The 17,401-nt window shown below is 71.5% G+C and carries 14 protein-coding genes; 6 read left to right on the plus strand and 8 right to left on the minus strand.

Annotation, left to right across the window (positions count from 1 at the left end):
• Positions 1 to 514: 514 nt before the first annotated feature.
• Positions 515 to 1,810 carry a citrate synthase gene (locus ACF1FZ_RS04675; protein WP_391771911.1) on the minus strand — a complete coding sequence of 432 codons (1,296 nt, stop codon included), beginning with the start codon at positions 1,808 to 1,810 and terminating at the stop codon, positions 515 to 517.
• A gap of 168 nt (positions 1,811 to 1,978) precedes the next feature.
• Positions 1,979 to 4,240: an ATP-dependent RecD-like DNA helicase gene (locus ACF1FZ_RS04680; protein ID WP_391771912.1), complete on the minus strand. Its 2,262-nt coding sequence runs from the start codon at positions 4,238 to 4,240 to the stop codon at positions 1,979 to 1,981.
• A gap of 242 nt (positions 4,241 to 4,482) precedes the next feature.
• Between ACF1FZ_RS04680 and ACF1FZ_RS04685 the strand changes: the two genes are divergently transcribed.
• Positions 4,483 to 4,641: a hypothetical protein gene (locus ACF1FZ_RS04685; RefSeq protein ID WP_391771913.1), complete on the plus strand. Its 159-nt coding sequence runs from the start codon at positions 4,483 to 4,485 to the stop codon at positions 4,639 to 4,641.
• 471 nt (positions 4,642 to 5,112) lie between these two features.
• Positions 5,113 to 5,859, plus strand: a complete 747-nt coding sequence (locus ACF1FZ_RS04690; RefSeq protein WP_391771914.1) for a class I SAM-dependent methyltransferase — start codon at positions 5,113 to 5,115, stop codon at positions 5,857 to 5,859.
• 165 nt (positions 5,860 to 6,024) lie between these two features.
• On the opposite strand, the gene ACF1FZ_RS04695 is transcribed toward ACF1FZ_RS04690, so the two are convergent.
• Together ACF1FZ_RS04695 and ACF1FZ_RS04700 are read right to left on the minus strand one after the other, a co-directional pair.
• Entirely contained in the window at positions 6,025 to 7,275 is a 1,251-nt protein-coding gene (locus ACF1FZ_RS04695) for a hydrogenase expression protein HypA (protein ID WP_391771915.1), read from the minus strand.
• Between the two features lie 535 nt (positions 7,276 to 7,810).
• Positions 7,811 to 8,218 carry a RidA family protein gene (locus ACF1FZ_RS04700; protein WP_391771916.1) on the minus strand — a complete coding sequence of 136 codons (408 nt, stop codon included), beginning with the start codon at positions 8,216 to 8,218 and terminating at the stop codon, positions 7,811 to 7,813.
• Between the two features lie 128 nt (positions 8,219 to 8,346).
• Here ACF1FZ_RS04700 and ACF1FZ_RS04705 point away from each other — a divergent pair, with 128 nt between their 5' ends.
• Entirely contained in the window at positions 8,347 to 8,730 is a 384-nt protein-coding gene (locus ACF1FZ_RS04705) for a winged helix-turn-helix transcriptional regulator (RefSeq protein ID WP_391771917.1), read from the plus strand.
• A 65-nt stretch (positions 8,731 to 8,795) separates the two neighbouring features.
• Here ACF1FZ_RS04705 and ACF1FZ_RS04710 read toward each other — a convergent pair whose 3' ends face one another.
• The 4 genes from ACF1FZ_RS04710 to ACF1FZ_RS04725 form a co-directional block, all read right to left on the minus strand.
• Complete coding sequence (locus ACF1FZ_RS04710; protein WP_391771918.1) at positions 8,796 to 9,080, minus strand: hypothetical protein; 285 nt, start codon at positions 9,078 to 9,080, stop codon at positions 8,796 to 8,798.
• Positions 9,081 to 9,591: 511 nt separating this feature from the next.
• Complete coding sequence (locus ACF1FZ_RS04715) at positions 9,592 to 10,425, minus strand: sugar phosphate isomerase/epimerase family protein (RefSeq protein ID WP_391771919.1); 834 nt, start codon at positions 10,423 to 10,425, stop codon at positions 9,592 to 9,594.
• On the minus strand, positions 10,422 to 11,564 hold the full coding sequence (locus ACF1FZ_RS04720) for a dihydrodipicolinate synthase family protein (RefSeq protein ID WP_391771920.1): 1,143 nt from the start codon (positions 11,562 to 11,564) through the stop codon (positions 10,422 to 10,424). Before ACF1FZ_RS04720 ends, ACF1FZ_RS04715 begins: the two co-directional genes overlap by 4 nt.
• On the minus strand, positions 11,561 to 12,712 hold the full coding sequence (locus ACF1FZ_RS04725) for a Gfo/Idh/MocA family protein (protein WP_391771921.1): 1,152 nt from the start codon (positions 12,710 to 12,712) through the stop codon (positions 11,561 to 11,563). Before ACF1FZ_RS04725 ends, ACF1FZ_RS04720 begins: the two co-directional genes overlap by 4 nt.
• Before the next feature lie 110 nt (positions 12,713 to 12,822).
• Here ACF1FZ_RS04725 and ACF1FZ_RS04730 point away from each other — a divergent pair, with 110 nt between their 5' ends.
• The 3 genes from ACF1FZ_RS04730 to ACF1FZ_RS04740 all read left to right on the plus strand — a co-directional run bounded on the left by ACF1FZ_RS04730 (position 12,823) and on the right by ACF1FZ_RS04740 (position 17,390).
• On the plus strand, positions 12,823 to 13,887 hold the full coding sequence (locus ACF1FZ_RS04730; protein WP_391771922.1) for a LacI family DNA-binding transcriptional regulator: 1,065 nt from the start codon (positions 12,823 to 12,825) through the stop codon (positions 13,885 to 13,887).
• Positions 13,888 to 14,118: 231 nt separating this feature from the next.
• Positions 14,119 to 17,184 (plus strand): type 2 lanthipeptide synthetase LanM family protein, encoded by a 3,066-nt coding sequence (locus ACF1FZ_RS04735; RefSeq protein WP_391771923.1) that lies wholly within the window; start codon positions 14,119 to 14,121, stop codon positions 17,182 to 17,184.
• Between the two features lie 11 nt (positions 17,185 to 17,195).
• The gene (locus ACF1FZ_RS04740; RefSeq protein ID WP_391771924.1) at positions 17,196 to 17,390 is read left to right on the plus strand and encodes a hypothetical protein; all 195 of its coding nucleotides are present in this window, start codon (positions 17,196 to 17,198) and stop codon (positions 17,388 to 17,390) included.
• The last annotated feature ends 11 nt before the right edge of the window (positions 17,391 to 17,401 follow it).

Below are 17,401 nucleotides of genomic sequence, written 5' to 3' on the forward strand. Positions count from 1 at the left end.
CTTCTACAAAGAGACTTAGATCACACCGATTTGAGGGTAACCATCTGATGAGTTGGTGAGTCTAAGAGTGCGATGCCAAGGATGTCTTGGGGGACGTCCGATGGAGTGTCTTGGGGGACGCTCCTGGCTCGTGTTGGCCGGGGGACGTGCACCGGGGAGCTTTGAGCGGCCCTCCCGTGCGTACGTACCCCGGCAGTCGCACAGCAGGACCGAACTGAATACGCACCACCTGAAGAACAACGGGAGTTCAGGCTCCCTTCGGACGCCCGGCCGGATCCCGTGGGGGGAATCCGCTCCGGGATATGGGAAACGCCCTGTCCGTCGACCCGTGGGGGGATCGACGGCGGGGCGTTTCTCGCGTGCGCCGCAGGCGGACGTTCACCGCCGCCGCGGGTGGGCGCGTCCGGAAAACCGGAACGCCCCGCACACCGCGCTCCGACCGGTGCGGGCGCGGTATGCGGGGCGAAGGACCACCCGGCCGCGAACGGCCGGGGTGCGAGCGGTCCTGAGAGCGTCAGCGGCCCTCGACCGGGACGAAGTCGCGCAGGACCTCACCGGTGTAGATCTGGCGCGGGCGGCCGATGCGCGATCCCGGCTCCTTGATCATCTCGTGCCACTGGGCGATCCAGCCGGGAAGCCGGCCGAGCGCGAACAGCACGGTGAACATCTCCGTCGGGAAGCCCATGGCGCGGTAGATCAGACCCGTGTAGAAGTCCACGTTGGGGTAGAGGTTGCGCGAGACGAAGTACTCGTCGGAGAGCGCGTGCTCCTCCAGCTTGAGCGCGATGTCGAGCAGCTCGTCGGACTTGCCGAGCGACGACAGCACGTCGTGGGCGGCGGCCTTGATGATCTTGGCGCGCGGGTCGAAGGACTTGTACACCCGGTGGCCGAAGCCCATCAGGCGGACGCCGTCCTCCTTGTTCTTCACCTTCTGGATGAAGGAGTCGACGTCTCCGCCGTTGGCCTGGATGCCCTCGAGCATCTCCAGCACCGACTGGTTGGCGCCACCGTGCAGAGGGCCCCACAGGGCCGAGATGCCGGCGGAGATCGAGGCGAACATGTTCGCCTGCGAGGAGCCGACCAGACGCACGGTGGAGGTCGAGCAGTTCTGCTCGTGGTCCGCGTGCAGGATGAGCAGCTTCTCGAGCGCCGATACCACGACCGGGTCCGGCACGTACTCCTGGGCCGGGACGGAGAAGGTCATGCGCAGGAAGTTCTCGACGTAACCGAGGTCGTTACGCGGGTAGACGAACGGGTGGCCGATCGACTTCTTGTACGCGTACGCCGCGATCGTCGGGAGCTTGGCCATCAGCCGGATCGTCGAGAGGTGGCGCTGCTCCTCGTCGAACGGGTTGTGGCTGTCCTGGTAGAAGGTGGACAGCGCGCTGACGACCGAGGACAGCATGGCCATCGGGTGGGCGTCGCGCGGGAAGCCGTCGAAGAAGCGCTTGACGTCCTCGTGCAGCAGCGTGTGCTGGGTGATCTCGTTCTTGAAGGCCGACAGCTCGTCGGCCTTGGGAAGGTCACCGTTGATCAGCGTGTAGGCGACCTCGAGGAACGTCGAGCTCTCGGCGAGCTGCTCGATCGGGTAGCCGCGGTACCGCAGGATGCCCTGCTCGCCGTCGAGATAGGTGATGGCGGATTTGTACGCGGCTGTGTTGCCGTATCCGCTGTCCAGCGTGACCAGGCCCGTATTGGCCCGGAGCTTCCCGATATCGAAGCCCTTGTCGCCGACGGTGCTGTCGATCACCGGGTAGGTGTACTCGTCATCGCCGTACCGCAGTACTACAGAGTTGTCGCTCTCGCTCACGTCATCCCTCACCGACGTAGTGCCTCTTCTTCGAGGTGCCCTGACTGTTTCCACCCTCCCCCATTCGGCTCAGGAGAGTGCACTCGGGGTCGTCCATTGGACCTACTGGCGGCACTGAGTGCCGCTAACTTGCTCATCCTGCCCCCTGCGATCCGGTTCCGGAAGAGCTCAGTGATGTTTCCCACCGTTTTGATCGATCATTTTTTCGGGAGCATCTCCGGCCGTCCCGCCACGGAGCCGGAAGTCCAGCGCCGTACAGCGCCTGCCTGCGGAAACGGTGCGGACCGCCTGCCCGATGGCCCTGCGTGAACCGACCAGCACGACCAGCTTCTTGGCCCTGGTCACAGCGGTGTAGAGCAGGTTGCGCTGCAGCATCATCCAGGCGCTGGTGGTGACGGGGATGACGACCGCCGGATACTCACTGCCCTGCGAGCGGTGGATGGTCATCGCGTAGGCGTGGGCGAGCTCGTCCAGCTCGTCGAAGTCGTACGCGATCTCCTCGTCCTCGTCCGTGCGGACCGTCAGCTTCTGCTCGTCCGCGTCGAGGGCGGTGACGACACCGACCGTGCCGTTGAAGACCCCGTTCTCCCCCTTCTCGTAGTTGTTCCGGATCTGGGTCACCTTGTCGCCGACCCGGAAGACCCGGCCGCCGAACCGCTTCTCGGGCAGGTCGGGACGCCCCGGGGTGATGGCCTGCTGGAGCAGTCCGTTGAGATGGCCGGCGCCCGCCGGGCCGCGGTGCATCGGGGCGAGGACCTGCACGTCACGGCGGGGGTTCAGGCCGAACTTGGCGGGGATGCGGCGGGCCGCGACATCCACGGCGAGCACCCCGGCGTCCTCCGTCTCGTCCTCCACGAACAGGAAGAAGTCGTCCAGCCCCTGGGTCAGCGGCGGCACCCCTGAGTTGATGCGGTGGGCGTTGGTGACGACGCCGGACTTCTGGGCCTGCCGGAAGATGGTGGTCAGCCGGACCGCCGGTACGGGGCCGCCGTCGGCGAGCAGATCCCGCAGCACCTCCCCCGCTCCGACCGAGGGCAGCTGGTCCACATCGCCGACCAGCAGCAGATGGGCACCAGGTGCCACCGCCTTGATCAGTTTGTTGGCGAGCAGCAGGTCGAGCATCGACGCCTCGTCGACGACGATCAGATCGGCGTCCAGCGGCCGGTCCCGGTCGTACGCCGCGTCCCCGCCCGGCTTCAGCTCCAGCAGCCGGTGCACGGTGGACGCCTCGGCACCGGTCAGCTCCGAGAGCCGCTTCGCGGCCCGCCCGGTGGGGGCGGCCAGCACCACCTTGGCGTTCTTGGCGCGGGCCAGCTCGACGACGGAACGGACGGTGAACGACTTCCCGCAGCCGGGGCCGCCGGTGAGGACGGCCACCTTCCGGCTGAGCGCGAGCCGGACGGCCGCCTCCTGCCCGGGGGCCAGCGTCGCCCCCGTACGCCGCGCGAGCCAGGCCAGCGCCTTGTCCCAGTCGACGTCCCCGAAGCCGGGCATCCGGTCCTCCGGCGTACGCAGCAGGCGCTGCACCTGGGCGGCGAGCGAGATCTCGGCCCGGTGGAAGGGGACCAGGTACACGGCGGTGACGGGCTGCCCGTCCTCCGGGCCCGGTACCTTCTCCCGTACGACGCCCTCGGGATCCTCGGCGAGCTCGGCCAGGCATTCGATGACGAGCCCCGTGTCCACCTGGAGCAGCTTCACCCCGTCGGCGATCAGCCGTTCCTCGGGCAGGAAGCAGTGCCCCTGGTCGGTGGACTGCGAAAGGGCGTACTGGAGTCCGGCCTTGACCCGTTCGGGACTGTCGTGCGGGATGCCGACGGCCTGGGCGATGCGGTCGGCGGTGAGGAATCCGATGCCCCAGACGTCGGCGGCCAGCCGGTAGGGCTGGTTCTTCACGACGGAGATCGACGCGTCCTCGTACTTCTTGTAGATGCGCACGGCGATGGAGGTGGAGACGCCGACGCTCTGCAGGAAGACCATCACCTCCTTGATCGCCTTCTGTTCCTCCCAGGCCGCGGCGATCATCTTCGTCCGCTTGGGCCCGAGCCCGGGCACCTCGACGAGCCGCTCGGGCTGCTGCTCGATGATGTCCAGGGTGTCGACGCCGAAGTGGGTGGTGATGCGGTCGGCCATGACCGGCCCGATGCCCTTGATCAGGCCGGAGCCGAGGTAGCGGCGGATGCCCTGGATGGTGGCGGGCAGGATCGTCGTGTAGTTCTCCACGGTGAACTGCTTGCCGTACTGCGGATGGGAGCCCCAACGCCCCTCCATCCGCAGCGACTCACCGGGCTGGGCGCCGAGCAGCGAGCCGACGACGGTGAGCAGGTCGCTGCTCCCCCGTCCGGTGTCGACGCGGGCGACGGTGTAGCCGTTCTCCTCGTTGGCGTAGGTGATCCGCTCCAGGACGCCTTCGAGCACGGCGGTGTTGGACATGCTGCCGACGGTACCGGGTGGGGCTGACAGCGTGGGGGCCGTCCCCGAGAGCAGCTACGCGGCTCCTCGAACCGCTCGATGTCCTGCGGGGAGTACGGGGACGTCGCCTCGGCCATGTGCGCGGTGCGGGGGCCGGAGAACGCCTCCGTGCGCGGACCGTCGCCGAACCGGGTTCGTTCCCCCTGCCCGCCGGGACGTTCCTGCCGTTGGGACACCTCCTGAGGGGTCTGTACGACATGGCGATGAGGCACGAGATCCTCGTGGGCGCAGCTGAGCGCAACATCGAGGCAGACCTGCGGGAGGACGAGGAGCCGGCTGTGAATCTGCACCGGTGTGTGCCGATCGCCCTGCCCGACGACGGGGGCGTCGCCTTCGTCGATCACCGCCCGGGGCCTTCGTAGGAGTATGCGCACGAGAGGGGCATCGGGTCGGGAGACCTCGACGGCATACTCTGGGCGACCGGGCCGGCAGAGCTCTTCCGGCTCCTGACCGGCTCCCTGGAGACGGGTTCCCCCTTCCTGCACTACCGGCCGTCGGCCTACGAACACGAGTCGGGCCACCACTGCGCCGGCTGGGAGATCGAAGCCTGACCACCGGCACCCCGGCGCCGAGGCGACGGGGAGGCCGCTTCTCCCCCTCAGGGCCCTTCGCCTGCGGAGCGGTCGAGAAGCACACCTCGGCCACATCCAGGAAGGGCCCTCGGCGGCACTCGGACGGGTCCTGGACAAGGGAACGAGTCCCGTACGGGGGGCCGGGCCCGGGCGCTCCCCGGACGCTTCCCAACAGTCCCTCAGCAAGCTCCCACACCGGCTCCGAGCTGCACGAATACCGGCTCAGGGCCTAGAGTCGGGGCCTGGGGAAGGGAGTTGCGGGTGGACCGGACCGTGCGTTCCGTGGAGGACGTACTGAAGCTCATGGACAGCCTGTTCGCGCCGGAGGCCGACCGGTGGACCGACGACGCGAGCGGCTGGTGGGACGGGTTCTACGAGGACCGGTCGAAGCCGGTGCCGTTCTTCGTGGCCGAGCCGGACGAGAGCCTCGTGTCCCACCTCGGCCAAGGTCTGATCACGCCCGGCCGGGCTCTCGATCTCGGCTGCGGGCCGGGACGCAACGCCCTGTACCTCGCCTCGCGGGGGTTCGAGGTGGACGCCGTCGATCTGTCGCCCGCAGCCGTCGCGTGGGCCGAGGAGCGGGCCGGTGAGGCGGGGGCGGACATCCGCTTCCACTGCGGGGACGCCTTCGCCGAGGACGCGCCCGCAGGGCCGTACGACCTGATCTACGACTCGGGCTGCTTCCACCACCTGCCGCCCCACCGTCGCGTCAGCTACCTGGAGTTGGTGGAGCGCACCCTCGTCCCCGGCGGCCATCTCGCCCTCAGCTGCTTCGCGTCCGGCGCGATGGGTTCAGAGCAGCCCGACGCCGACTGCTACGGCGGTGCGGGGCTTCAGGGCGGCCTCGCCTACACACCCGAGTCGCTGCGCTGGATCTTCTCCGGGATGGAGGAGATCGAACTGCGGCGGATGCGGGACCAGCCGGCCGGCTCCCCGTGCTTCGGTGAGGACTTCCTCTGGACCGCGCTGTTCAGGAGGCCGGACGGGCCCGGCACCCTCAGGCGTTGACGCCGTGGTCCCGACCCCGGTGTTCAGCACGCGCATCGACAGCAGTGCGAGCGACGCCGCGCTCCTGGCGCTCGCTCCGGCGTGGTCCCCGTCCCCCGGGGCCGGACACGGCGAGCCCCCCGGTGACGGCCAGGGGGCTCCTCCTCGCGGACCGGAGCCCATCGGTCACACCGTGAGCTTCACAGCCTCGAACCAGCTCTTGTTGTCGGTGGTGCCGACGAACATGTACTCGGGCCGGCTGTTCTTGCAGTACTGCGGGCCCCAGCCTCCGCCGCGCAACCTGGCCGAGTGGCAGACGCCGCCCTTGCCGACGTTCATGGCGAAGCCCGTCATGAACGGGGCGCCCGGCTTCGAACTGCCTATGTAGTTGTTCTTGCCGTCCGCGACGGTGCTCGTCCAGCTCGGGGCCCAGGTGGCGTTGCCGCTCGTCGAACCCTGGTCGTGCAGCAGGGCGTTGGCGGAGGACCCGCCGACGTTCCACACCGCGATGTTGAGGGCCGTGATCTGCTTGCCCTGGCCGATCGTCCCGGCCATCGTCCCGTCGCACACCGGTGCCTGCCAGCCGCTCCCGGACACGAAGACCCGGTAACAGATGTGCCGCCCCTCGGGGTCCCCCTCGGCGAGGCTGCGCAACGCACTGGCGGCCGTGTTCGGCGGGGCCTTCGCCGTCACGGTGGCCGTGGGCTTGCGCTCAGGCGTGACCGGCGGCGGCACCATCACCGGCTTGGGGGCCGGCGGTTCGGACGGCTTCTCCTTCACCTGCTCCTGCTCCTGCTCCTTCTCCTTCTCCTTGCTCGGAGTCACGGAGGGGCTCGGCGACTTGCTGGTGTAGGTCTCCGGTTGCTCGGAGCGTTCAGTTCCCAGGACCGTTCCTGCCACGTTCTGCGTGCGGTCCTTCTCGGGCTCGGGGTCGTCCTGGCCCGCCACGAGGAACGGTACGGAGACCAGGAGCGCGCCGATGACCGCCGCCGCGGCCAGTACCGATTTCTTCGGCCGGCTGCCGAGCGGTTCGCTGTCCGTGCGCGTACCCGCGCCCGCGCTGCCGCTGACCGCCGCCGCGGCGACTGCGGCGTCCGGGGACCCGTCGGCGGTACCGGTGTCCGCATGCGCCGCGGCCGGGTCGGAGGCGGACGCCGAAGACGAAGCCGCCTTGGTCTCTTCGGAGCCGGCCGGTGCCGGTTCGGGCGCCTCCTCCGTCGACGGCTCCGGGACGCCGGTGCCCCGCCCGGCACCGGTGCCGGAATCAGGGACGGAGGCTCCGGCGGCACCCGCTCGCTTCGCGGTCCGTGTCCGGGCCTCCGCACCCTCGGGAGCCTCGCTCCCGGAGCCCTTGCTCTCCGGCCTCTCGCTCGTCGGGCCCTGCGCGCCGGCGTCCGGGTCGGCCGCCGTGGACGACGTGACCTCGCGGCCGGCCATGCCGCCCGGCCTCAGTGCGTCACCGGGGTCTCCGGCCGCCCCCTCCATCGGCACCGCCCGGCGGGCCGGATCCGGCGAACTCCCGGACGCGCCGGAAGACGTGCCTGAACTCGGCGGTATGCGTCTGGAAGGATCATGCTCACGTGCCATGCAATTTCCTTACTCGTATTCGGGTTCGGCGTCGTGCCGCGCCCCGCACCCACACACGACCGGGCCTCACCCTCCCCGGCCGCCCTCAGATGAGCGAAGTCCCGTTCACCACAGGCGCATTGGCGGGCAGTGGGGGCTAACACGCCTGAGCGGTCCGGGCCCGGGACGACGGTACAGGAACTCCGTTGACCACGGTCGGCCGACGGAGCCTGCCGACGACGGCCCGCCCCTTCGAGTGGCCTCCGGGTGGCGGAAGCCGACCGGAGGCCCCGGGCACACCCGGTACACGACTCGGGCTGCTCCGCCACCTGCCGCCCCACCCGCCCGGCGGCTGTCCGGAGCCGGTGGGGCGGCCCTCGTCCCGGCGGGGGCGGGCCCGGCCGCCTCAGTCGATGACGGCGGTGACCTCGATCTCGACCAGGTGCTCGGGGATGTCCAGTGCGGCGACGCCCAGCATGGTGGCCGGCGGTACCGGGGTGGTCCCCAGCCGGGCGGACGCCCGGGAGATCCCTTCCAGGAGCAGGGGCATCTTGTCGGGGGTCCAGTCGACCACGTGGACGTTCAGCTTCGCCACGTCGTCGAAGGAGGCGCCGGCACTCCTCAGCGCGGTGGCGGCGTTGACGTAGCACTGCTCGACCTGGGCCGCCAGGTCGCCTTCGCCGACCGTGGCGCCGTCGGCGTCCCAGGCGACCTGCCCGGCGACGAAGACCAGCTTCGATCCGGTCGCGACCGAGACCTGCCGGTAGACGTCGATCTCCGGGAGTCCCTCGGGGTTCGTCAGGGTGATGGCCATGCTGTCCGCCTCCTTGCCGCGCGGCCCCGGCGGGGCCGACACGTGCTCTCTTGTGGTTACTGGGAAACCGTAGGAGAGTGAGCGCTGACGTGGAAGAACGCACTTTTCAGTGACAGGGGAACCAAAAGGTGACCAAGCAGTTCAGCGGCTCCCCCGAGGAACAGGCCGACCTGAGGCGCGCGGACTCACTGGCGCGGGAGATCTTCTCGGACGTCGCCAACAAGTGGGCGCTCCTGATCATCGAGGCGCTGGGCGACCGCACCCTGCGCTTCAGCGAGGTGCGGGCCGAGGTCGAGGGGATCAGCCACAAGATGCTCACCCAGAACCTGCGCATGCTGGAGCGCAACGGTCTGGTCGGGCGCACCGTGTACCCCACGGTCCCGCCGAAGGTCGAGTACACCCTGACCGGGCCGGGCCAGGGGTTGCGGAAGACGGTCGACGTGATGTGCGACTGGACCCACCGGCACATCGGCCACATCGAGGCGGCCCGGAGAGGCTTCGACGGCGGCTGAGGCCACGGACGAGCGCACCGACCGGCTCCGGGGACGGCCCGCCCCGGAACCCGGTCACCCGCTGCTCAGGGAAACGTCAGCCCCGGATGCCGGTGGAGCGCTTCCCTCTGCCCGGGTGTGGCGAGGACCATGATGCTGTCGTAGCCGGCGCCCGGATCGCGCGCGAAGCCGGCGTTCCGCCATGAGCGCGGGCCGTCGCCGTGTGCGGTTTCGGCGATGGCCCGGCAGGCCGCCTCGTGGTCGAGGTAGTCCACTGCGAAGTGCTCGGCCGGGATGGGCACCGGCTTGCCGTCCTTCTCGAACTCGGGGACGTCGAAGCGGCCACCCTCGAACCCGCCTTCGCCCCCCACGACCCGGACGCCGGAAATGGTGGCTCCGCCACCGGCGGCCTCGGCGGCGGCCGGCAGCAGGCTCGCGTAACGTCGTGGACGGAGTCGATGTCGTCGGCGTGGACCGAGACCGCCACGCCGAAGCTCTCCAGCGCCTGGGCAGCCGCGTACTGGTCCAGTTCGCCGTCCGCGCAGGTGGCGGCGCGATCGGGAACGCCACGCGTCTTCTCCTCGGACACCACGCCGGTCTCGTGGAGGAACGCACCGACGCGCCTGCAGGTCATCGACGGATACTTCGGCACGCCGGTGATCCCGCCGGACCCGCGCCGGGCTCCGCCGCACCGCAGACGTCCCAGGAAAGCGGAATGGGGCCCGGCCCACAGGCCGGACCCCCCTCGCTTTCCCCCTCCGCCGGGCTTCCCGATCCCCCCGGACCCCTCCCCGGAAGTCCCGACGCTGAGTACGACCGGGGAGGGTACGCAAAGGTTGCACGCCTTTACGATCTCTTTACCTCCGGCCGTTCGAACCTCTCTCAGCAGGCATGTTCCAGGTACCGGGCGGCGACCTCGCCGATCACGTCGGCGCCGTCACGGGACCAGAGTTCCTCGTTGAAGATCTCGACCTCGATCGGTCCGTCGAAGCCCGTGGCCTCGACCTGCCGGCGCATCGTACGGAAGTCCACGCAGCCGTCACCCAGTTGGCCACGGCCCACCAGAACGCCCGCCGGGAGCGGAGTGATCCAGTCGGCCAGCTGGAAGGAGTGGATCCGCCCGCCCGCGCCCGCCCGGGCGATCTGCGCGGCCACCTGGTCGTCCCACCAGATGTGGTACGCGTCGACGACCACACCGACCTGCTCGGCCGGGAAGCGCTCCGCGAGGTCCAGGGCCTGGGAGAGGGTGGAGACCACGCAGCGGTCCGAGGCGAACATCGGGTGCAGCGGCTCGATCGCGAGACGGATGCCCCTCTCGTACGCGTACGGGGCCAACTCGCCCAGTGCGTCGGCGATGCGCTCCCGGGCGGCGTACAGGTCCTTCTCCCCTTCGGGGAGTCCGCCGCAGACCAGGACCAGCGTGTCGGTGTTCACGCCCGCGGCCTCGTCGACCGCCGCACGGTTGTCGTCCAGCGCGCGGGCGCGCTGGACGGGGTCGGTCGCGGTGAGGAAGCCCCCGCGGCAGAGGCTCGTGACGGTGAGGCCCGCGTCCTTCATCAGCTGTCCGGCGCGCTCGACGCCGTACGCCTGCACCGGAGCGCGCCACAGGCCGACCTGGCCGATGCCGGCCTTGGCGCAGCCCTCGACGAGCTCCGGCAGGGACAGTTGCCGGACCGTCTCCTGGTTGATGGACAGGCGGGACAGTTCGGTGCTCATCGGTTTCCTCCGTGGACGGTCAGCAGCGCGCGCATGCGCGCCTCGGCCAGCCCGGGGTCCGGGAACAGGCCGAGGCGGTCGGCCAGTTCGTACGCCTTCGCCAGGTGCGGCAGCGAGCGGGCGGACTGCAGGCCTCCGGCCATCGTGAAGTGGTCCTGGTGGCCCGCCAGCCAGGCGAGGAACACGACACCGGTCTTGTAGAAGCGGGTCGGGGCCTTGAACAGGTGGCGGGAGAGCTCCACCGTCGGGTCCAGGAGGGCACGGAAGCCGTCGACGTCCCCGGTGTCCAGGACCCGCACCGCGTGGGCGGCCAGCGGACCGAGCGGGTCGAAGATGCCGAGCAGGGCGTGACTGAAGCCCCGGTCGTCGCCCGCGATCAGTTCGGGGTAGTTGAAGTCGTCGCCGGTGTAGCAGCGCACCCCGCCCGGAAGCCGGCGCCGTACGTCGATCTCACGCTCGGCGTCCAGGAGCGAGATCTTGATGCCGTCGACCTTGTCCGGGTGCTCGCCGATGACCTTCAGGAAGGTGTCCGTGGCGGCGTCGAGGTCCGCGCTGCCCCAGTAGCCCTCCAGCGCGGGATCGAACATGGGGCCGAGCCAGTGCAGGACGACCGGTTCCGTGGCCTGGCGCAGGAGATGCGCGTACGTCTCCAGGTAGTCCTCGGGGCCCTTCGCGGCGGCGGCCAGCGCGCGGGAGGCCATCAGGACGGCCTGGGCCCCGGAGGCCTCGACCAGGGCGAGCTGCTCCTCGTACGCGGCGCGCACCTCGGGCAGGGTCGCGGGCCCCGTGAGCTGGTCGGTGCCCACACCGCAGGCGATCCTGCCGCCGGCGGACTTCGCCTCGGCGGCCGAGCGGCGGATCAGCTCCGCCGCGCCGGCCCAGTCCAGGCCCATGCCGCGCTGTGCGGTGTCCATGGCCTCGGCGACGCCCAGGCCGTGCGACCAGAGGTGGCGGCGGAAGGCGAGGGTGGCGTCCCAGTCGACGGCGACGGGGTCGTCGGGGCTGATGTCGGCGTACGGGTCGGCGACGACGTGCGCGGCGGAGAAGACCGTACGGGAGGCGAGGGGCGCCCCGGACGGCGCGAGGTCGAGCGGGGTGGCGCGGGGTTCGTACGGGCCTTGCGGCAGGTGGATGGTCACAGGCTCAGCTCCGGGACGTCGAAACGGCGGCCCTCGGCGGAGGACTTGAGGCCGAGCTCGGCGAGCTGGACGCCCCGGGCCCCGGCCATCAGGTCCCAGGTGTAGGGCTCGTCGAGGACGACATGGCGCAGGAAGAGCTCCCACTGGGCCTTGAAGCCGTTGTCGAAGACGGCGTTGTCGGGGACTTCCTGCCACTGGTCGCGGAACGGCTCGGTGACCGGGAGGTCCGGGTTCCAGACCGGCTTGGGGGTGGCCGAGCGGTGCTGGACACGGCAGTTGCGCAGACCCGCGACGGCGGAGCCGTGGGTGCCGTCGACCTGGAACTCGACGAGCTCGTCGCGGTTGACGCGGACCGCCCAGGAGGAGTTGATCTGGGCGACGGCGCCGCCCGCCAGCTGGAAGGTGCCGTACGCCGCGTCGTCGGCGGTGGCGGCGTAGGGCTTGCCCTCTTCGTCCCAGCGCTGCGGGATGTGTGTCTGCACGTGCGCGGAGACGCTCGTGACCTGGCCGAACAGCTCGTGCAGGACGTACTCCCAGTGCGGGAACATGTCGACGACGATGCCGCCGCCGTCCTCCGAACGGTAGTTCCAGGAGGGGCGCTGGGCTTCCTGCCAGTCGCCTTCGAAGACCCAGTAGCCGAACTCGCCGCGCACGGAGAGGATCTCCCCGAAGAAGCCGCCGTCGATGAGGCGCTTCAGCTTGAGCAGTCCGGGGAGGAAGATCTTGTCCTGGACGACGCCGTGCTTGATGCCGGCGTCGCGGGCGAGGCGGGCCAGTTCGAGCGCGCCCTCGACGTCGGTGGCGGTGGGCTTCTCGGTGTAGACGTGCTTGCCCGCGGCGATCGCCTTCTTGATCGCCTCGACGCGGGCCGAGGTGACCTGGGCGTCGAAGTAGACGTCGATCGATTCGTCGGCGAGCACCGCGTCCAGGTCGGTCGACCACTCGGTCAGACCGTGCTGCTCGGCGAGCGCCTCCAGCGCATGGGCCCGGCGGCCGACGAGCACGGGTTCCGGCCACAGCACCTCGCCGTTGCCGAGGTCGAGGCCGCCCTGCTCGCGGATCGCGAGGATCGAGCGCACCAGGTGCTGCCGGTACCCCATGCGTCCCGTGACGCCGTTCATGGCGATGCGCACTGTCCTGCGTGTCACGAAAGTTCCTCCATACAGCCGTAGCAAGCGCTTTCTATCCGGTATGACGCTAGCCTGCCGACAGCGGCCCGGACAAGGGGTGCCGCTCCACGACTCCTCGGAGGAGAGCGATGACAGTCACCCTGGCGGACGTCGCGGCCCGCGCCCGGGTGTCCCCGGCCACCGTGTCCCGTGTCCTGAACGGCAATTACCCGGTGGCCTCGTCCACCCGGGAGCGGGTCCTGCGCGCGGTGGACGATCTGGACTACGTACTGAACGGCCCGGCCAGCTCGCTCGCCGCCGCCACGTCCGACCTGGTGGGCATCCTGGTCAACGACATCGCCGACCCGTTCTTCGGCATCATGGCCGGAGCGGCGCAGAGCGAGATCGGCGGCCCGGGGGACGGATCCGGCCGCGCGGGCGGCGAGAAGCTCGCCGTCGTCTGCAACACCGGCGGCTCCCCCGAGCGCGAACTCACCTATCTCACCCTGCTCCAGCGTCAGCGCGCCGCGGCCGTCGTCCTCACCGGCGGCGCGCTGGAGGACCCGGCCCATCAGGCCGCGATGGCCGTGAAGCTGGCGAAGCTCGCGGACGCCGGCACCCGGATCGTCTTCTGCGGGCGGCCCCCACTGCCCGGCACCGACGCGGTGGCCGCCGCGCTGGCCTTCGACAACCGGGGCGGCGCCCGCCGCCTCACCGAGCATCTGATCGCCCTGGGCCACCGCCGGATCGGCTATGTCGCCGGCCCCCTGGAGCGCACCACGACCCGTCACCGGCTGGAGGGCCACCGCGAGGCCATGAAGGCGGCGGGGCTGTACGGGGACGAGGAGAGCGTCACCGTGCACGGGCCGTACGACCGGAGCTCCGGCTACGACGCCACCCTCGGACTCCTGCGCCGCGAACCGGAGGTGACGGCCGTCGTCGCCGCCAACGACACGGTGGCACTGGGCGCCTGCGCGGCCGTCCGGGACCTCGGACTCCGCATCCCCGAGGACGTCTCCGTGGCCGGCTTCGACGACCTGCCGTTCTCGGTGGACGCCGTGCCGGCCCTGACGACCGTACGACTCCCGCTGTACGAGGCGGGGGCGCGGGCGGGCCGGCTGGCGATGGGCAAGGAGGAGCTCCCGCCGGGAGGCATGGCGACCATCGCCGCGGATCTCATGGAACGGGGGTCGACGGCGGCACCGGCCCGCTGATCCCGGGACGGGCGGCGCCGCCGGGCCGCTGCCCCGGTCCTCGACAGGGCCGCCGGCCCGCCGGTCCGGGCCGGCGGTGGCCGTGTTGTCCCCCTCGGCCGGGAAGTCCGTACGGCGGGGCGCCGCGGACGGAAAGATGGGGGCGACTCCCCCATGTGCCCGTCCCTGACGCCCTCCAGGATGGGTGCGGGAGAACCGCTCGGGCCTCCCGCGGCCGGGGAGGTGAGCGCGATGGTGGAGAGGGAAGCGACCGGTGGTGCGGACCGGGCGTCCGCACCGTGCGCCCCGGCGGCCGCCGACGGGCCCCAGGACGCCCCGGCGCCGGGCACCGTCCGCCTCTTCGGCTCCCGGCAGCACGGTGGTCCCTGGTGGGCTCCCGGCACCGTCGGGCCGTGCCCCGGCACCGAGCCCGACTGGGCCCGGTTCGCCCGGGAGGCCGTGGCCCGGGCGCCGCGGGAGGCACGGATCGCGGACCGGGCGTATCCGGACCTGACCGGCTTCGCCCTGGTCGTCGCGCCGTTCGCGTCCCGGGCCGTCGACCGGATGGCGGGAGCGGGCGCCGTCGGGCGGCCCGGTCCGGCTCTCTGCCCCGCGGGTGTACTGGACGGCTTTCGGCACGACGTCGCACGGCGTCTGGCCGTGCTGGCCGCCAGGACACTCGTCTCGGAGCTGCACGCAGCGCGGACCGGCGGAAGGCTGAGAGGCGGGGGCACCCAGGAGCGCTTCCGGGACTTCCTGCGGCTGACCGCGAGCCAGGCCGGCCTCGCCTCCCTGCTCACCGGATATCCGGTCCTGGCCAGGGTCCTCGCACAGGCGGCCATGAACGCCGCCGACGCCTTCGCCGAGATGCTCGGCAGACTCGCGGCGGACCAGGAACTCCTGGGCTCTTCCGCGGTGTTCGGGGGACGGGGAGCAGGACGGTCCACCGCATACGGGCCGCACACCCTGACCCGGGTCGAGACCGGCACGGGTGACAGCCACCGCGGAGGCCGGTCCGTGATGCTCCTGCGGTTCGCCGACGGCGCCCGGCTGGTCTACAAGCCTCGTCCGCTCGCGGCCCACCGGCACTTCGAGACCCTGGTGGGGTGGTTCAACTCCCATACCGGGACGCCTGATCTGCGCGTACCCCGGTCCCTCGACCGAGGGGCGTACGGCTGGGCGGAGTTCGTCGTGGACGCGCCCTGCCGCTCGGCGGCCGAGACCACGCTCTTCTACCGGCGTCTCGGAGCGCTGCTGGCGCTGCTGCACGTCCTGGACGGCACGGACCTGCACCACGAGAACCTCATCGCCTGCGGACCTGACCCCGTCCTGGTGGATGTGGAGACGCTGTTCCACCCGCCCCTGACCCAGACCCCGCCCTCCGACCCGGCCGCTCGCGCCCTGCACGCCTCGGTCCACCGTGTCGGGCTGCTCCCTCAGTTGCTGGTCGGGGACACCAGCGCGCTCGACATGTCCGCCGTCGGCGGGGGCCGGGCGGCCTCCTCCCCACTGGAGACGGCTTCCTGGGCGGCGGCGGGCACCGACACCATGCACCTGGTACGCGCTGCCGGGCAGTTCGCCGAGTCGTCCAACCGCCCCACGCTCGACGGCGCCCCGGCCGATCCGTTCGGGTTCACCGAAGCGCTGTGCGACGGTTTCCGCTCCGCGTACACGACCGTCGGCGACTCACGCGGTGAACTGCTGGGGCCGAGGGGGCTCCTGCGTCTCTTCGCCGACGACGAGGTCCGTTTCGTGCCCAGGCCGACCTGGACGTACGCCACGCTGCTGCACGAGTCGACCCACCCCGACCTGATGCGGGACGCCGCCGAGCGCCAGCAGGTGTTCGCCCTGCTGCGCACCGGAGCCCTGGGCACCGCCGCGCTGCCGGGCCTGGAGGACGAGGAGATCGCGGAGCTGTGGCAGGGCGACGTGCCGGTGTTCACCACCCGGCCCGGCGTGACGGACGTGTGGAGCGGCGGCGGACGCAGGATGCGGGGGCCCGCCGGGCCCGCCGGGCTGGCGCGGGTGGAGGCGAGGATCCGGGCCCTGGACACGGTGGACCGGCAGGACCAGGAACGGATCATCCGCACCGCCATGGTGAGTACGTCCACCGAGCCCCCGCACCGTGCCGCCGGGTGCGGCAGGCAGCGGGCCGGGGCGAGCGCACCGGAACCGGAACGCCTGCTCTCCGCCGCGCGGTCGGTGGGCGACCAGCTCGTCTCGCTCGCGTACCACGGCGGAGGCCGGACCAACTGGATCGGCCTGGAGCTGCTCGGCGAACGCTACTGGCGGCTCACGCCGCTGGCGGCCGACCTCGCGGCCGGGTACACCGGTCCCGCGCTGTTCCTCGCGCAGCTGGCGTCACTGACCGGGGCGGCCCGGTACGCCGATGCGGCACGGACCGCGCTGGCCCCCGTACCGGGTCTCCTGGACGCGTTGCACCAGCGCGGCGACGATCTCGGGGTGCTCGGTTCCGGCGCCTTCTCCGGTCTCGGGGGCATCGCGTACGCCCTGGCGGAGATCGGCACGCTCCTGGACGACGAGCGGGTGCTGGACTGGGCGGGCCCCGCCGTCCGGCTGGCCTGTGCCGCGAGCTCGGCCGAGGAGGGGCTCGGGGTGCGGGGCGGAGCGGCCGGCGGCCTGGTGTCGCTGCTCGCCGTGCACCGGACCACCGGGCGGGCCGAGGCCTGGCGTGGCGCGGAGCGCTGCGCCGAGCGGCTCGCGGCGACGCCGCCCCCGGCGCCCGGGGGCTTCGCGGACGGGGCGGCGGGCATCGGCTGGGCGCTGCTGCGGTTCGCCGGGGCGGGCGGCGGTCCGCACCACCTGAGCGCCGGGCTGGACGCCCTGCGTGGCGCGGTGCGCGGTGCGGCCGGCGGGCCGGCCTGGTGCGAGGGGGCGGCGGGGGTCGCGCTCGCGGTCGCCGACAGCCCCGAGGCCCTGGCCGATCCGGAGCTGGGCCACTGGCTGGCGGAGCACGCCGGTGAGGTGGCCCGCTCCACCCCGCCGGGGAACGACAGCCTCTGCCACGGCGAACTGGGCGTGCTGGAGCTGCTCGGCCACGCCGCCCTGCCCCGTCTGCGCCCCCACTGGCTGCGCCGGACCGGCACCCTGCTGGCCGCCGCCGACCGGGCGCAGCCGCACTGCGGGACGCCGGGACACACACCTCACCCGGGACTGCTCACCGGTCTGTCGGGCATCGGACACGGGCTGCTGCGGGCGGGTTTCCCCGACCGGGTCGGCCCGGCACTGCTCGTGCGCCACTCCACGGGGGCCGACCGGTCCACCGCACCCATGACGTTGTCGACCAACGACCAGTAGATGAGGCAGAGATGACGCAGATCAGCGAATCGGCCGGGTACGCGGACGTCACCACGGCACACGAGGGAGCTTCCGAGCACCCCGCCGGCAGGATATCGCTCGGCAACAGGGGCGGGCTCGGTCTGCGCAGCAGGCTCCTCAGTGCCACGGACGGGGACACGAACGGCCCCGACCTGCCCTGGACCACCTTCACGGTCCCGATGTAGCCCTTTCCCAC

The sequence above is a fragment of the Streptomyces sp. NPDC014623 genome (assembly GCF_043088245.1).
Taxonomy (GTDB): Bacteria; Actinomycetota; Actinomycetes; order Streptomycetales; family Streptomycetaceae; genus Streptomyces.